At 38.7% G+C, this 17,888-nt stretch carries 13 protein-coding genes and 1 CRISPR repeat array; all 13 genes read left to right on the top strand.

What is annotated here, in order from left to right:
- Positions 1-218: 218 nt before the first annotated feature.
- The 13 genes from O3617_RS03430 to O3617_RS03490 all read left to right on the top strand — a co-directional run bounded on the left by O3617_RS03430 (position 219) and on the right by O3617_RS03490 (position 17,860).
- A complete protein-coding gene (locus O3617_RS03430; protein WP_371448681.1) occupies positions 219-617 on the top strand; it encodes a DUF805 domain-containing protein in 399 nt (132 codons plus the stop codon).
- Between the two features lie 160 nt (positions 618-777).
- Entirely contained in the window at positions 778-1,053 is a 276-nt protein-coding gene (gene cas2 / locus O3617_RS03435; RefSeq protein ID WP_371448683.1) for a CRISPR-associated endonuclease Cas2, read from the top strand.
- A gap of 22 nt (positions 1,054-1,075) precedes the next feature.
- A complete protein-coding gene (cas1, locus tag O3617_RS03440; RefSeq protein ID WP_371448685.1) occupies positions 1,076-2,050 on the top strand; it encodes a CRISPR-associated endonuclease Cas1 in 975 nt (324 codons plus the stop codon).
- A 205-nt stretch (positions 2,051-2,255) separates the two neighbouring features.
- Positions 2,256-2,618: a CRISPR-associated protein gene (locus O3617_RS03445; RefSeq protein ID WP_371448687.1), complete on the top strand. Its 363-nt coding sequence runs from the start codon at positions 2,256-2,258 to the stop codon at positions 2,616-2,618.
- A gap of 31 nt (positions 2,619-2,649) precedes the next feature.
- Positions 2,650-4,233: a hypothetical protein gene (locus tag O3617_RS03450; protein ID WP_371448689.1), complete on the top strand. Its 1,584-nt coding sequence runs from the start codon at positions 2,650-2,652 to the stop codon at positions 4,231-4,233.
- A 2-nt stretch (positions 4,234-4,235) separates the two neighbouring features.
- Positions 4,236-4,883 carry an RAMP superfamily CRISPR-associated protein gene (locus tag O3617_RS03455; RefSeq protein WP_371448691.1) on the top strand — a complete coding sequence of 216 codons (648 nt, stop codon included), beginning with the start codon at positions 4,236-4,238 and terminating at the stop codon, positions 4,881-4,883.
- On the top strand, positions 4,871-6,430 hold the full coding sequence (locus O3617_RS03460; protein ID WP_371448692.1) for a hypothetical protein: 1,560 nt from the start codon (positions 4,871-4,873) through the stop codon (positions 6,428-6,430). Before O3617_RS03455 ends, O3617_RS03460 begins: the two co-directional genes overlap by 13 nt.
- A gap of 13 nt (positions 6,431-6,443) precedes the next feature.
- Positions 6,444-7,778 carry an RAMP superfamily CRISPR-associated protein gene (locus tag O3617_RS03465; protein ID WP_371448694.1) on the top strand — a complete coding sequence of 445 codons (1,335 nt, stop codon included), beginning with the start codon at positions 6,444-6,446 and terminating at the stop codon, positions 7,776-7,778.
- Complete coding sequence (gene csx19 / locus O3617_RS03470; RefSeq protein WP_371448695.1) at positions 7,771-8,334, top strand: CRISPR-associated protein Csx19; 564 nt, start codon at positions 7,771-7,773, stop codon at positions 8,332-8,334. Before O3617_RS03465 ends, csx19 begins: the two co-directional genes overlap by 8 nt.
- Position 8,335: 1 nt before the next feature.
- Complete coding sequence (locus O3617_RS03475; RefSeq protein ID WP_371448697.1) at positions 8,336-10,342, top strand: TIGR03986 family CRISPR-associated RAMP protein; 2,007 nt, start codon at positions 8,336-8,338, stop codon at positions 10,340-10,342.
- Entirely contained in the window at positions 10,342-11,145 is an 804-nt protein-coding gene (cas6, locus tag O3617_RS03480) for a CRISPR system precrRNA processing endoribonuclease RAMP protein Cas6 (RefSeq protein WP_371448699.1), read from the top strand. Before O3617_RS03475 ends, cas6 begins: the two co-directional genes overlap by 1 nt.
- Before the next feature lie 677 nt (positions 11,146-11,822).
- Positions 11,823-13,247: a CRISPR direct-repeat array (repeat unit 23 nt; unit sequence CTTACCGCTTGCGGTATTGAAAC).
- Positions 13,248-14,099: 852 nt separating this feature from the next.
- Positions 14,100-16,520, top strand: a complete 2,421-nt coding sequence (locus O3617_RS03485; protein WP_371448700.1) for a hypothetical protein — start codon at positions 14,100-14,102, stop codon at positions 16,518-16,520.
- Between the two features lie 104 nt (positions 16,521-16,624).
- On the top strand, positions 16,625-17,860 hold the full coding sequence (locus tag O3617_RS03490) for a hypothetical protein (RefSeq protein WP_371448701.1): 1,236 nt from the start codon (positions 16,625-16,627) through the stop codon (positions 17,858-17,860).
- Positions 17,861-17,888 lie beyond the last annotated feature (28 nt).

Raw genomic sequence — 17,888 nt, forward strand, 5'->3', positions numbered from 1 at the left:
TGTCGAGCTAGACGGATAGGTCTTTTTCTACATAAATCTGAGCAAAAAAGGTTTTTTGTTCCTAGTTTTCCTGATTATCTTATTTTTCCTAGACCCTCTATAATGAACTTAATCAAATGTGTTGTGTTAATTGGAGGTGTGGTATGAGTGTTTTTATGTTATTGTTGATACTCGCGTTACTTGTTGATTTTTCAGAATCAAATCGATAGGAGGGTACTATGGAAAATTTTCGTGAAGAACTAAAAGCAATGTTGTATTTGTCAGGTCGTATGAATCGTCGTTCTTATGTAATGAATCTACTCATGATATTTGGCATAGGGTATCTTGGGGGCTTATCGATTTCTTTGGAGCGCGTATCCGAATTTTTCTGGGTACTTGGGTGGCTTATCATCGCCTATTCTGTAGTTCGAGAGCTGGCAATCGCATCCCGTCGTATCCATGATTTGAATGGCCCAACGTATCTAGCCTATATCTATATTGCAGCTGCTATAGTAGCCATCTTTGTACCAACCTTGGCTAAGATTATGGTTTTGGTGAAAGTTGGTTTAGCATTAATGCCTGGTGATAGAGAGGCCAATGAGTATGGTGAAAGACCAGAATCTATGATTGTTGTGTAATAAGGGGGATAGTGTAATGACTAGTATATTAGCAATATTTTTTGGAGGCTTAGTTTTGTACATGATTATTGACACCCTTATAAATGGTAAGTAAAGGATACGAACAAGAGGTGTAAAAGGTAGATATAAGAATGATAAAAGATAATGAAAGGAGGATTCTATGCAGTATCTTATTTCCTATGATCTTTCAAATACAAAAATTAGAAATAAGGTGGTTAAGTATCTAGAATCCTTTTGTTATCGAGTGCAGTATAGTGTGTTCTTATGTGTTCATGCTCGTATTCGCATAGAAACGATTATAAAGCAGCTTGAAATGCTTACAAGAAATGATGAAACAAAGCGGCTGCTTATCGTTTCTATTTCGGATACGACTAAAACACCTATTTGGTGCAATGAATCTTTGCCGCTACAAGAGGAGCAGATATTAATAATTTAATTGAAAATAGGAGGGTTAGATTGTGGTAGAAACAATATATGTTACGACGCCGGGGGTATCCATCCATCAAGATGGCGGACTATTAGTGTTAGAACAGGATCATCAAGTGTTAAAAGAATTGCCTATGGCAACAGTGGGTAATCTTGTATTGGGGAGAACAGTACAAATCTCTACACAAGTTATTTTCTCCTTAGTAAAGCAAGGTTCGTTGATTCAATTTGTAGATTATAAATACAATGTGGTGGGTACCTTAGGGGATGAACATACAACCTTATCCAAACTATTGTGGCAGGCAGAGAACTTTCAAGATGAAACCTTTGCATTGCGAGGTGCTAAATATATCGTGCAACGAAAGGTAGCAGCGCAACTATCCCTATTGAATCGATATAATAAAACTAAAAATATACCAAAGTATGAATTTGTACGTAGTACATTGGAAAGATTGTTGAATCGCATTAAGCGTACGAGAACGATTGACGGGCTTCGAGGCATTGAAGGTCTCGCATCTAAAACATGTTTTTCCGTGTGGGGCGCAATATTGTCTAATCCTTGGGAGTTTTCTGGTCGGAAACGTCATCCTAGTCCAGATCCAGTGAACGCTATTCTTAGTTATGGGTATTCATTTCTTGAACGTGAGGTCAGGGCTTGTCTAGTCACAGCTGGACTTGATGTGCGTATCGGAGTGCTTCATAGTACAAACAATCGCAAGGATAGTTTTGTTTACGATGTAATGGACTTATTGCGACAAGAGGTTATTGATCGTTTTATTTTGAAAGTCTTAAATACGCATAGGTTTAATGTTTCGGATTTCGATATATCTGAGCGAGGTTGCTATATGGCAAAGGAATCGAATAAAAAATGGATTCAACTATATGAAGAATATATGACCACGCCTGTTACACGGTTTGGTGATATAACACCTCGGCAGTGGATTCAAAGAGAAGTAAACTCATTTATGGTATATTTACAATCTACAGAAAATGATCGCGTTGCATAATGTATGAATATATATTTGATACTTAAGGGGGCTAAGTATATCTAACATATTCGTGAAAAGTATAAATTTAAATGGAATATAACCGATTAGAAAATATATATAAATTGTATTTTTATAAGTGATTTTTTTCTCATAATTTGATATGATTAAAACATGAATAAAGAATGAATTTGCATCGAAAAATTTCATAAAGAGAGGGGCGGTTATGTTTATTAATCATACAAACCATTTGTCGCAATATTGGTCGCAGGAACAACTTGCTGCAGCGCATCAATATGGGGAGGTTATAGATTTACCATTTCCTAGTATTGATCCACAGGCATCATCTGATGAGGTGATGGACCTCGCTCAAGAATATGCGGGTCGCATCATTGCCTTGCATCCGTCTGCTGTATTGTGCCAAGGGGAATTTGTCTATTGTCATGCGCTAGTTGAAAGACTACTGGCTGTAGGGATTACTGTATTAGCTGCCACTAGCGAGCGTGTTGTAGAGGAGTTTTCACATAATGGTATAAACGAAAAAAGGATTAACTTTCAGTTCGTCCAATTTCGGGAATATATTCGTTAATCGTAGTTGTTTGTAGTTAAGGAGTGAGCCTATGCAAGTTAATGCTATTTTGTTTGATGTACAGTCCATACAAAAATACATCTTTGCAAACAATAAACTAAAAGCCAATGTTGGGGCTTCGTATATTGTGGATAGATTGTTTGAGGATGTACTATGTGCAGACATCATTGAAAAACTTGGTGTAGAGGTTGATACTACATCGTGGTTGACACGTAGTGATAGTATTACATCTCTATCTAAACCTGTCTATGTTGCCTATATTGGTGGTGGTAATGCTCTTGTTTTAATAGATAATGAGCATAAAGAACTTACTGAGGAAATCGTAAAGAAATTTACCTCTAAAGTATTAGTTCAATATCCTGGATTAAAGGTCGGTGCCACAAGCGGTACTATCTCTCTTGAGGGGACAGCATTTTCTACTGATCTAGGTAAACTATATAAACAATTAAAAGAAAATCAATTTACTTTACATCCTATCGTTCGCCTTGCTAATACAGGATTGACCAGTATTTGTGATTTTAGTGGCGATGTAGCTGATACAGTTCAAAGTTTTGGTAATGACAAACGCTTAGTAGCGACATCTTTTACATCTAAATTTGAAGCTTTTGAGGCTGCAAATACACGACTCAAAAAAGATTTATTTAATACTGAAGCTATTGATTGGGTATTCCCATCTGAACTTGAAGACTTAGGTCAAAATAAATCTACTGAAAAGAGTAAAACTGGCATCAATGATATTGCCATTGTTCATATTGATGGGAATAATATGGGGGCACATTTTAGAGAATGTAAGACCTTAGAAGAAAGAAGTGCTCTATCTAAACGTGTAGCAACTAAGACATTGGAAAGCTTTAAGGCCTTAGTAGAATGGATTATTGCTAAATACGATATTCTTGATGAACATCTAGAGTTAGCTGAAAATATGTTGCCAATTCGTCCAATCATCGTTGGTGGTGATGATATTACTTTTATTTGTAATGCGCGGATTGCGGTACAAGCTTCACATTATTTGATGCAACAATTATTGAGTGATGCGAATGGCATGTCTATTTCTTCTTGTGCAGGTATCGCCGTAATTCCAACATCATATCCTTTCTTTAGAGGTTATGAAATGGCGGAACAATTGTGTGATAGCGCAAAGTCCAAGATGCGTGCATACAATGAAAAAAATAAGGTAAATGAATCTTGTTGGATGGATTTTGCATTCCTTCATGGTGAAACTGCACCTACATTAGAGCAGTTCTTTGCTAATGAATACAGTAGTCTAACAGGTAATATGCATTATGGACCTTATCGTGTATATGGTGCAACAGATAAAAATGCAACTAATGATATGGAAGCATTAGTTCAATTATTAGATTGTACAACCCAATTTAATGAGGGGACTGTGATGGCTAAAAATAAAGTGAAAGAGCTACGTTCTGTATTACAAGATAATGAACATATGTGGACTGTATTCCTTGAACAATTACGAAATACAGGTAAATCAATGCCGAAAGTAGCTAGTTGGAACGCTTTCAGCGAAAAACTATGGGCCAAGGTTGATAATAAAATGCGTACGCCCTATGTAGATGCAATTGAATTAATGGATTATATTTTGCCTGGATTGGAGTAAGTATGTACACATTAACTATTAAATTATTGTCGCCAACGATGCTTATGTCTGGTCAAGGCGACGTCAACACGGATAGCACCATCGTCCATGATCGTTACGGAATCCCATTTATTTCTGCTAAACGTGTACGTGGTGTTTTATATGAAAGCGCACTTGAAGTAGCAGAAATGATGGATGCTGCAGGAATGGGGGCTTTCACCATTGATGATGTAAAGGGATTATTTAATCGACTTGAAAGTGCAGAGGATAATCCTAGATTGTCTATTTCTAATCTGAATATTGAAGATTATGATGTTGTGGCTAGTGAATTAGCAATCCTAGAGGAACAACATCCAACGGTATTTACAAAGGAACGTGTTTTAGAAGAGTATACATCGATGCGTTACTACACATCTATCGATAAAGAAACCGGTTCTACTGTTGAAGGTACATTACATAATTCACGAGTTCTTAATCGTGGCCTTACGTTCACAGGGAAAATCGATGTAATGGATATGACTGATACAGAAGGGTTCATTTTGAGTTGTGCTGTACGCAATTTGACCGGTATCGGTGGAAAACGGAATCGCGGTTTTGGTCAAGTTGAGTGTACAATTGATGATAAAGCTTTTGATTTAGAAACTTTAGGGGGTAAGCTATGGAACAAGTAAAGATTACGATTACTGTTAAATCCCCAACGCTGATTGCGAATTCCTCTACGGCTGGCGTATTGACATCTACACGTGGTTCTATTGACGGTCGAGTTTTGCGCGGCATTTTTGCTTCTCAGTTTATTAGTTCTCATAAACTTGGTAAAGAAGCACATAAGAACCAAGAGTTTATGGATCTATTCTATGGTGATTTACGATTTGTTTCGGCCTATAAAGATACTGTAAAAGGTACATCTTTTCCTGCACCACTGAGCCTACAAAAGTGCAAAAATGCAGAAGGTTATAAGAGTGATGATGTAGTCGATTTTTATACAGGTAAAAATTTGCTTGGATTTAAAGGTGTTAAAGGTTTTATCGTCCAAGATGGTAAGGAATGTAGCCAAGTACAAATTGAAACGGCAATCAAACTACATATGTCTCGCTCTTTAGAGCAAGAACGTGTACAAGGGCGTAGTAAAGAGGGAAATATATTTAATTATGAATATTTAGAACCAAATCAAGTGTTTGTAGGGGCTGTTATTGGTCCTAAAGCGTCTTTAGATGCTTTTGTTCGTCAATTTCCTACGAAGTTAGATTGCTATATTGGTCGTTCCCGTCGCACCGAATATGGCCATTGTGTAGTAGAAATTGGTGATGTTGAATCTGTGCCATCATCTGTATGTAATGGTAATTCTGTCTATGTACGACTTCATACACCATTATTATTAGGTAATGAATCTATTGCCACTGTTGTAAATCGTTCTGTAGAAACAATTGGATCTGACATTTCTTTGGGGGCTATATTTGCATCCTATCAAGAGGAACAAAACTTTAATAGTATTTGGGGTGTTCGCAGCGCTAGTGAGTCTGCTGCATCTGCAGGTAGCACTATCGAACTAGTAAAACCATCTGGTTGGTCTCAAGACGATTTAGCTAAATTACAAGACCTCTTATATAACGGCATAGGAACACGTTTACAAGAAGGTTATGGACAAGGGCGCTTATGGATGCCTGGTGAATTTAAGATGGTGAAATTAGGCAAGGTAACTCCGGCTAAAATTACATCTTTACATACATCAACACAAGGCATAGCTAAAAAAGTACTAGAAAAACAAGTCATTTTAAATGCTCGTTTACGTGCTGCACATGATGTAAATACGTATATTAAACGTACTATGCAAACCAAGTCTATCTCTAGACATTTTGCATCTGTACTATTAGCTGAACTGGGTACTGATCACAATTGTGGCCATGAGCAACTACAAGCATTTGTAGCTAAAACAAAAGAGGATAAAAAGGTTCTAGAAAAAAATCTGAGAGAGTTTCATTTAGAACATGCGTATACAACCAGCGAAACTAAGCGTGTTAATTTGATGGATTATATCATTGATTTTGATGCTAATACATTAGTGGCAGCTTGTTTGGCTAAATCTGGTGAAAGTGGTACATATTACGAGATTCCTGCTGAATTAGTCGATATGGTAGGTATTAATAAACATAAACTTTCAAATATTGTAGCCTACGAATATTGGACATATTTCTTTAGACATATTAGAAAGATTAAGTAAGGAGGACCGTCATATGTTAAACTCTGCAAGTGTAATGGGGCGGTACACTCTAACTGGTACTGTCAAGCTCACAAGTCCACTTATTATTCGGGCTGGTGTAAGTAATGATATTTTAAATGATACGGTAGATGATATTGTGGTAACCTATCATGATGGTCAACCATTTATTCCAGGTACATCTTTAGCCGGTGTATTGCGTCAAGCTATTCAAGATCTTGAGCCAGCATCGGAATTCGCATTATTTGGTTCCATTGATGATAAAGGAACACAAAGTGCATTACAAATTAATGATATTCCGTTAGATAATACGAATATTGTTGTACGTGATGGCATTCGCATTGATGAGGTACGAGGTGTTACCGAAGATGGTGCTAAATATGATTTTGAAGTAATCGAGTCTGGTGCAACAGGTCAACTACGTATTGACTGTATTATTCGACAATGTCATCAAGGTAAAGAGGATAAGATTAAGCAAGCTCTCGTAGCATTAGCTAATTTGCTTAAAAATGGAGTAGCTATCGGTGCTCGTACGGTTAATGGCCTTGGCCGTGTAGCTTGTAAGGATATTTCTTTAGAACACTATGATTTTACTAAGGCTGAGCATGTAAAGGCATGGTTATTACGCAAGTCTGGATCTTCTATTGCCATTCCTAAGCATCGTATGGTCGCTGATAATGATCTTGTGATTGATATGGAATGCTATTTGGAAGATACAGTTCTTATTAAATCTATCTTTGAAGAAGCGTGGGAAGACAGATCTGTATCGCTCTTTATTCCAGGTACGTCCATAAAAGGTGTGTTGCGTCATCATTGTGGTCGTATATTAGATGTATTAGGTATTGATAAGACGATGATAGATAATCTTTTTGGTTATAGTAAAGATAAGACCAAAGAAAGCCGTAAAGGTCGTGTTATGGTTGATGAAGTGTACTTCGATAAATCCTTCACACAAGAGGAACAGCCACGTATTCGTGTGGATCGCTTTACTGGTGGTGCTATGAATGGGGCCTTGTTCCAAGATTATCCTGTACGTAATACAAAAGGAAATAAATTGATATTCCCACTACGTATGACTGTTAAAAATTGTAAAGATAGTGATGCGGGTCTTGTAATGCTTTTAGTTAAAGATTTAATGACTGGGCAAATTACATTAGGTGCCAATCGTACAATCGGATATGGCCGTATTAAAGGTAATTTGGTTACTGTTCAATATCAAGGTGAAAGCTATGTTATCGATGGTGCTGGTAAGGTTACTGAAGGACAAGCAACTAAATTAGAATCATTAGTAACAGCGTTGCATCACTCTACAAAAGGTGCAATGCAAGCTAAGGAGGGCGCTCATGAGTAAACAATTACATAGCCATGAAGGTGTATATACACGAACTAGCGGCATATGTGGCTCTATAGTTGATGTAAATATTCAATCTGTGGTACAAGAGCATATGTCTCATGACGGTCTCGTGATTACTTGGTCTGTACATGAAGTAAAATGGGGTTACTATAAACAAGGTGGATTCCAGTTTTCTGATGGTACAACAGATGTTGATGTTACATATCTACAAGAAATGCGTATCTTTAATGAGGTTGAAGAGTTACGTGTCACAGTACAACAGGGGAATGTAGAATATCGATATATTAATGATGAGTCCGGTAAATCTGTATCTTATGTAGATTCATCATCTCGCCTTATCGGTGAAAATGATGCGGGTTATGCACAGTTTAATCCGGTAGAGGGATTTACTAGTTTAGTAGATACAGGTCGTAAACTGTTACAAGTTATTCCTGTATTAACAACTAAACCATATTGCTATTTGACGACACGTAATTATATTGGCTATTTAGATAATCATCAAGCGAGCTATACGGATTATCGATATGTCAAAATTGTAGATAAGGAGGTCTAGTATGGCAAAAACAATGGCTGATAGAATGAAAGCCAGTCGTGCTCGAATGGAAAAAGTTAATGGTCAAGATTTTGTAAATCAACAGACTAAAAATAATGGCCGTCAACAAGGGTATCCACGCAATTATAATAACCAAAATAACCGTCGAGATAATTCCTATGTCAATAATAGGGGCAATCGTGGTGGGAATAATAAGTACCCTGATAAACCAGCGAGTGCAGCATATAACTTTATACGCCTACCTAATACAGTAATTCCTGCCGAATTTTATAATGGTAATTTAGAAGGGGTTACAAGTGATGTATTAAATGCATACTGTAAACATGTGAAACAAGAAGGTAGTCACACTGGTTATATTGATCTTACCCTTACTACTGAAACCCCTCTATTTATTGGCGGTCCGTCTAAACAAGATGAGACAACACCACTTGAGTTTTATGGTGGGCCAAATAATCCGACAATTCCTGGTGCTAGTCTTAAAGGGATGGTTAAACAGATATTCAAGATTGTTACTGCTAGTAGTTTTAGACCGTATCAACGTGGCTCGGGCCTAGGTGATTTTGAAGATAGACATCTATATTTCCGTGATTTTGCAAGCTCTATAAATTCTCTTAAAGATTACTATGCCATTCGCATGGTAGGATCAGAAAAAAATGGTAGAGGCGAAGAAAAGGCTGCAACAAAAGCAACACCGGGATTTATTATTCAAACTGTGAATAATAATTACTTTGCTGTTCCTAGTGTATCTAAAAAGATGTCTTATACTGATGATTATGAAATGCAGAAAAAGAAGGATAGACCATCTATTGATTGGACTGATAAGTATGTAAATATTCATACTGGTAAAATGAATTCCAAGATGTCTTATATGCGTATTACACGTCCAGGCAATTTTGAGGGTCAACGAATCCCAATTTTACAGGATTGTCTTGATAGCTATGCTGATGATAAAAATCGTGGCACATTGAATCTGTTGGATAAAAAAGTAGGTAAAACTGGGGAAGCAGCAAAAAGTTATACACGGTGCAATGATGTTAAATTTGTAGTATCTTGCTTCTTTACTGAGAAAGATGGTGTCGTCGTGCACTTTGGTCATGGTCGTTTCTATCGTATTGCTTATGATTTAACGATTAGTGATCATTTACCAAGTACATTAAAACAACATAACAATGGTGTTGATCTATGTGATAGTGTCTTTGGTTATGGTGATAATTGGGCAGGTCGTTTATGCTTCTCTGACGGACACGTAGTTGGTCCTGTTAGAATGTGTCAATCCGAATATCCACATCCATTGATGGGACCTAACCCAACATCTTTTCAACTATATTTGGAACAAGATGTAGATGATCATGTTAGATATAATCACTGGGGGCATGAAGATACTTCTTTACGCGGATACAAAATGTATTGGCATCAACCTCTTGCAAAGGCAAAAGCTTGGACTCGTACACAGGAGGAGAAGGCCATCAAGGGTACACGTAAGATTCGACCAGTAGATATTGGTGTTACTTTTACAAGCCGTATTCATTTTAACTGTCTTAGTGATGTTGAGTTAGGTGCACTATTAATGACGTTGAATCTTGATTCTTACTCTGGGGATAATCGCCGCACTTACTACAAGATTGGTATGGGGAAATCCATTGGTTTTGGCAGCATTAAATTAGAATCTAAAGTAACATTGCTTGATGGACAAGAGCGTTATGCTAATCTATTTGCTGGTGATACGTGGAATACTGGTAGTAGCAATCCTATCAATAGTGAGTTTATTCAAGCCTTCACTCAATATCGAGATAATGCGTTGGGGTCTCACTTGTCCTCTTATAAGGAAATGTTAAATGATTTACATAGGATGATGGATTGGAACATTGCTAATGGTCCAAATGCGGCTAAAAATTGGACTGAAGGTATATCTATGATGACCATTAAGAACAATAAAATGGATGATCGCATTAAATACCGTAGTAAACTCGATATGCCAAAATTCTTTATCGAAAAATGGTCTAAATAATGTTAGGTACTATTATTTTTACACTACGGACTCAAAACTCAGGTGCTCTACCTGAACTTCCTGGCCGTTTCCTTCATGCTGCCGTCTTTTCTCTTATCAGTTCCATTGATGAAGAGGCAGGCGTCTATTGGCATGATATGTCTGGCATAAAGCCTTTCACAGTGGGGCTAGATTATCAGCATCGCCGTCGTGATTATGTGATTCAAAAAGGAGATATTCTTTATCTAAGAATTAATGTGTGGCATCGTGATTTGTGGTATGTCTTAGAAGAAGTTTTAGAATCTATGCGTGTACAAATCGGTCCTTTACAAACAACGATTGTCGATGTTCACTATGAAGCACCTTTTGACTTGCCACTATATGAAGAAAATACTCTCGATTTGGTTCAATGGCGATTAGAATCTAAACCAGCACGCAAAATTGAGTTTGAATTCTTAATGCCTACCATGTTTAATGGTACGCATGGTGATATTACATTTCCCACAGCAGAGCTTATCTTTGCCTCCATTGTCGATAAATGGAATGCTGGTGATGTAGAGGATGTATTGGATAAACCACGTATCAAAGAACTGTGTGAACGCGTTATATTGTCAGATTGGGAAGGTCAGACAAAACGGATTTACTTTGGTCGTGATCGAGGGTACACCGGATTTGTTGGTGGCTTTACCTTTAATCTAGCTAAGTTAAGTACAGAGGAGAACCAACTCATCACTATTTTGGCACTCTTTGGTCAACATTGTGGTGTCGGTAGATTGTCTAGCCAAGGGCTTGGGCAAGTACGTGTACTATTAAAGAATAAATAGTATATATAGATATATTAGAACTGTAAAATGTTCATGATATATACCTCCGAATGAAAGAAGTCTTAGATGCATCTCATACAGATGTTTTTAAGGCTTCTTTTCTTCCTAGTTTTATTGATTACAACAATCTCTCTTTTGTGGATATAATGAGTCTACAAGTTAAGCCTGAAGGGTAGGAACAAAGAGTAGTCATGATTTTTCTCCTTTCAAATATAAATAGATTTTCCTTTCGGAATGAATAATAAAATTTTACCTCCTTTAAAGCCCCGCTGAGGCGGGCAATATAAATTCTTGTTCATCCCGCAGGCTTAACGATTATTAATTTATTTATATGTTGTTATATATGGTCTTTATTGCGATTTTGATAGCCATCATTATAGCTATCATCAATAGTTTGAGGTTTTCTAGCCTCTAAAAATGCTGAAAATAGTGATAAATCCAGTAAATACCTATATTTTATAAAAAATAACCCTTTTGGAAAACCTCCCTCCATATTGACGTAATTTCAGAAAAACCTTATAATTACAGTATCCTTAGAAAAAAGGTTTTCCACCAGTATTTACCTAGGTTTCTAGACACTTTAGGACCTAATGCGGAGAAAATTTACCGTTTATGGTTTGAGGTTTTCCAAAACTAGCTTTTGGAACCGCATAAATACTGGCTTTCCAGACCCTGCTGTTGCAACAGCGCTTACCGCTTGCGGTATTGAAACTGCGTCTGATTGAAATCTTGGATCAGCGTCTTCATCATCGTTGCAACAGCGCTTACCGCTTGCGGTATTGAAACTGCCTCTCTGATTAAGACACCGTTAGGTACGTGTCCAGTTGCAACAGCGCTTACCGCTTGCGGTATTGAAACGCATTTGCATAAAGAAGATCTTCCAGAGATAATTTTCGTTGCAACAGCGCTTACCGCTTGCGGTATTGAAACAAAAATATGCTGGGCCATCATAGTCCCAGTATTCTTCATCAAGTTGCAACAGCGCTTACCGCTTGCGGTATTGAAACACCTTGACCTACGTAGCTTTGACCTGCTACTGTTACGGTTGCAACAGCGCTTACCGCTTGCGGTATTGAAACCGAGAAAATTCAGGTCGAATATAATGGCACTGTCGAAGAGTTGCAACAGCGCTTACCGCTTGCGGTATTGAAACGAGTCTGATAAAGGTTTACGTAAATATTTAATTGATAGTGGGGTTGCAACAGCGCTTACCGCTTGCGGTATTGAAACGGCTGCCATAGCGTCCATTTCTTTCTCCCACACTAGTTGCAACAGCGCTTACCGCTTGCGGTATTGAAACGACACTGGCTTTTTATGTCTAAAAATAGCCGCATCTTTATAGTTGCAACAGCGCTTACCGCTTGCGGTATTGAAACTTTCAAAAAAGTTTTTCAGAAAGGCTTCTACAAGACGTTGCAACAGCGCTTACCGCTTGCGGTATTGAAACAGCAATAAAGTTCCTAAAGGCACACCAATGCAAGTGTGCAGTTGCAACAGCGCTTACCGCTTGCGGTATTGAAACAACCCTCTGCATTTACATCACAGACTTCAAGAATAGTAGTTGCAACAGCGCTTACCGCTTGCGGTATTGAAACTGAAATAATGTTCACTAATAGTACCGAATACGATTACAGTTGCAACAGCGCTTACCGCTTGCGGTATTGAAACGTCTAGAAGCAAATTGAATCATTTGGTCTAAGTATACAGGTTGCAACAGCGCTTACCGCTTGCGGTATTGAAACTTTTGCAATACTGTAGAAGCGCAACTGTTATATACACAGTTGCAATAGTACTTACCGCTTGCGGTATTGAAACGCTACTTCGTATGCATAGGAGCTTTGCACTCCGTATGCCAGTTGCAACAGTACTTACCGTTTACGGTATTGAAACCGTTTTGTGATAAATCATCAATTGGAATTGTTATGTTGCAACAGTACTTACCGCTTGCGGTATTGAAACAATAGACCTTGTCTGCCACCAAATGACGTAGAACTCGTTGCAACAGTACTTACCGTTTACGGTATTGAAACTCTAAATCTTGAACATATTTACTAGGGTCTTTATGTCGTTGCAACAGTACTTACCGTTTACGGTGTATGACGAAAAATTCAATAATCAGATGGGGATATCCCCACAAACACAAAAAACTCTACCCTAGATTTCCTAAGGTAGAGTTTTCATCTATAAATCTCTATAATACGATGCTTATTGTATCGTATATTTGTTTGGTATATAATTAACATAAGATAGTTAGGCGAGGTTGGGCCTCTCTTCGTTGTTGAAGGGAGGGGTAAGCCTATGAGTGATTATGAAATCATTATGCTCCTATTACAGGTGATGACCGTGGTTATCGCTTTTGGGGCGTTAATAGCGCTTATTTGTCTAGGAAAAGACAAATAGCCCTTCATTTCCACTAACCCGGAGATTAGTAAAAACGAAAAGGCCATTTCTCAAAATTTCATGTTTTCCGAGATGAGCCTGACGCATCTACTCGTCTGACTATCTTCTTATATTATAACGACGGTTTAGTTCATCGTCAAACACAGATGAATAAACACGTTTCGTTTAATGAGTATGTCCCGCCATTAATCATGCAGGATATGAATTTTGAGCTGTTTTAAACAGCTCTTTTTTTGTTCCTAGTTTTTTTGATTATTTCCACATAGAGAATCTCCGTATAATAAACTCACAAGTTAGGTCCCTTGGTTTTTATATACGGAGGTTCTTTATGGAACGATTTACTATTTAGAGAAATGATTTTTTATCCCATGATTGTATCGGGTACTTTCACTTATATTATGTAGGGTACGGGTGACCAGGCAATCTGGATTATTTTAATAGCTGATATATATATAAAAACATTACCATCTTGCTATCACAGACTAACCGGCACAAATAGATTACAATAATAAGTTAATAGAGTTTTGTTATATAGTTTGTTTATAGGAGGTATTATGCGTCACATTACGATTAGCACAACGGGCATATTTAATGCTATCCGGCCGTCCTTGTTCCCGCCGATAGAGGGCAAGGAAACGACGACGTTTTTGCTCGGATTAGATTTTCATGCGGGCGAGATCAGTCCATTTTATGATGAGGAGCAAGACGATGTAGTTGCCAATGGTCCTTATATTGAGCTAGAGCGGCAGCGGGTTCGCGCATTCGTTAAGGCCGTATGTGAGGAGATGGGCAAGACCTTTGAGGAGTGTCGCAGTGCGTTTTTGTTTTCCTTGCCAGAATTTATCCGCTATGGTACGTATAACGGGCAACCTCTATTAGAAAAGCCTCGTACAGGTGAGTATGAGGTGTATGTATTGTATAAAAGCCATAGAGGTCGCAAGTTATTATTTCAAAAGGGCCGTCCACCTAAGGATGAAGTGCAATATGTATTCGACAATATGCTACGTCATTTCGTAACGACCTTGTTTTCCGATGAGGGTACGTATGGTTATTTAGCAGACGTTGTGTATATAGAAACGCCTATATCCCTTGGCGTGTTGCAACAGTCCTTAGAGGGCATAAAGGCTGCGGACGAGGATATATTCAGTGAAGGTGTTGATGCCTTTTCGGTTCCGAATCACTACGTAATGACCGAGCCCACACAGGTCCATTCTGAATTTTTACTCCTTGCCGATGCGCTTGGTGCCTATATGGTGCAAGCTATGGACGGAGAAACAGAATCGGACGCGCTCAAGACCTTGTCGAGGGATAGATTGTTACAAAATATTTGTGAGTCCATGTATAAAATGTACATGGGGCCTTCTGAAGAGGCAGCTATTGGCGTCTATGATGAGTGTGAACGCTGGCTGAATCCATTGATTCGGCAATGTTGGAATATCCAATATACGATGGTTCGTCGTACCTTAAATCAGGTGCCTACTTATGATGATGGCGTGCTCGGTTTTGTGAAAGAACAGCAGGTATTTCCTCTTGTGGCACACATAATTCGGGAACTTTCAACAGAGAATCTAGGCGTCGAATTGCATCCGAAGGTGCATCAGTATAAGCAGTATTTAGATGTTCTCGTTCCCTATGTAGACCGCGTGGAGGAATTGTATCGCAAGCGGTATGTCGGGGTGGGTGACGAGCTCTTGTCTGTAATGGATGACTCGAATCCGTTCAATATGAATCGTCCGTTTGGCAGGGATACTTCATTTGACCTAGAAGGTTTTATTGATACGGAAGATTCCTTTAGTTTTGATGACCCCTTTGGCATGAATAAAGCGGATGATATGCCGCTGGTGGATGTGGAATTATGTTGCCACGTGTATTGTGCGCTGGATGCGTGTCAGCGTGCCATTCGAGGCGAGCGCATGTACCATAATGTGATTCCTATCGTGAATTTCCTTGACGATTTGGTCGCTCATGCGGACATTCCTTCGCCGGATTCGTGGCAGTACGAGTATATGTTGAAAGTAGGGCGTCTATCCAAGTGGTATCGGGCGCTTGCCTATGCTTTCACAGGCCGTAGTGAGGCTGAAAGTCTATTCAAAGAGTTGATTCAGGCTCAGGAAAAAGATCCGTTAGAGTATGAACGTTGTTCGGATGCATTTATTTATAACTTGGCAAATCCATCGAGTGCCTTTGATCTTAAGTATTTACAGCTAGCGTTGTTGCATTTTTATGTAGAAACGGACAATCGCATAGGCTATGAGCACTATATTGAAACCGTGTATCCACCGCTTTTCTCCATGCGTTTTGACTGGGTTAGCCAGATGCATGTGCTCTTAAATGAGAATGGACATGAGGCGGAAGACGAGTATACACAGGGCAATCACTATTGGAACTATACGAATGCAGTATTCCTATTGTGGGTTAAGGCCGTATGGCACTTTCACCTAGATCATATGGACCAAGCCTGTTGGGACGAGCTTGGCGCCTTGTGGGACGCAACCTATGACAATCCAAACTATGCACGCCATACGCAGGATCATTACGCGTACCTTGAATGCGTCAAATACATGGTGAAATTGGCTGTCCATTTTGGCGATACCCGTCGGGCCGAGATGTACAAGCGCAATCTACAAATCCTTATCGATGAGGAGTATAAATTTGGCTGGGCCGGTACTGCATTAGGATATCCATGGAATGCATCGGATTATAGTATTATGGCTCAGATTAATGAAAGCCTAGGCAAACTAGACCTTGCGAAGGAACAATACGATAAGGCCTATGCCTTGGTGAGCTTTGCCCAAGATAAATGGCGCTACTTTGAAGGCAAACATGGTAACATCTGGGATTTACCAATCGCCGTTGACCCAGAGGCAGCGCAACCTACACTAACCGAATGGTTAACAAACTATACACCGAAATTCTCTACCATTGAAGAATATAAGAAGGCATTGGTGTCTTGGATGAGTTATGTGTTCCATTAGCATCGTTACATTGACATATAGAATATAAAATAGGCACGTTCTCGTGGATATAGTATACTTATACCAATAAGAGAACGTGTCTATTGTTGTTTGAGAGGTGTTGTATGAAACCAAAAACGATGTTGCTAGGTGTATCTATGGCGTTAGCTTTTACCATGCCTATTAATGCGGCGCAATATACGGTGCTCGAGGGGCAACTGCCTGTGCCAGGTGCAGATGCAAGTATTCCAGAGAATGCATATCAGAATTATCGGTATGGTGATACTAGTAAAGTACCTGACTTTGAGATTAAGGAATCTCTAAAACTCAGCTTTAAAGAGATAGACGAGATTGCTCGTGAGCCTGAAATGAGCCAAGTCAACACCAATGCATTGAAAGAAGCCAATATTAGATATATGGACTTGCTTTCCCATGACTCAACGGTCATTTTATTACATGAAAAGGGATATAATGCTAAACTGACAGCTCCGATTAGGACTGTGGAGGGGATAGTGACTCCTTTAAAAAGTGAGGGTATTACGTCATTTGCCATAGATCGTTATGCAATGGCTTCGCTTTCTGGTACTACGGAAACGCCGGAACAAGCTTTTAATGAAAGTAGCGCTGGACGTAAAGGCGCTTTCACATATCCTGGTATACGAGCAGGAACTTGGATAATAACAGATTCATCAAAGAACGATAATAATCCTACGATGCTTGCCCATGTTATATTCGATGACCAGCCAAATCACACATACATAGCCACGTTAAGTAAGTTTGGTCAATCGGATGTTGTAAAGAACTTAGAGTCAGCAATGGCGAATATTGTGATTCCTTCTATGCAATCGTTGGACACATTGGATAGTGTCAGTGACCTTGTTACATGGGAAAATATTACGTATCGTGTGCCAAAGGGAATGGTGTTGAAAACAAATGATACGAATCATTCCAATTCAAATAAGCGTGTGTATCAGGGGCATGGAATGGAATTCGTTATTGAAAGAGGGCCTGTTATTGATACTGAAAGCCCAATCTTGGCATATTGTAATCGTGTTCTACATGACTATCTTTACGCGTCTCCATCACTTCTATTACAAGATGTACCAATTCAGTCTGCAGTGGTGTGGAATAATGGGGTTCCATCTTATCTTATGGACCAATATAATTCTGGTAAACAATCTCGTATGATTCAATTGATACAGGATGATCAGTATGAATATAATATGTATCTTACCTATGAAGATGGAAAAGCAAATTATAACCATATCGAACTACGCGATATGATGGAATATTTGGACTTTGGGAATGCTAAGATGCTAAGAGATACAATGCATCAAAACTTAATACATAAGAAAAAATAGCCTTCCGTTACCGCTTGGTAGCTAGATA

Source organism: Veillonella sp. 27098_8_77 (genome assembly GCF_041431535.1).
Taxonomy (GTDB): domain Bacteria; phylum Bacillota; class Negativicutes; order Veillonellales; family Veillonellaceae; genus Veillonella.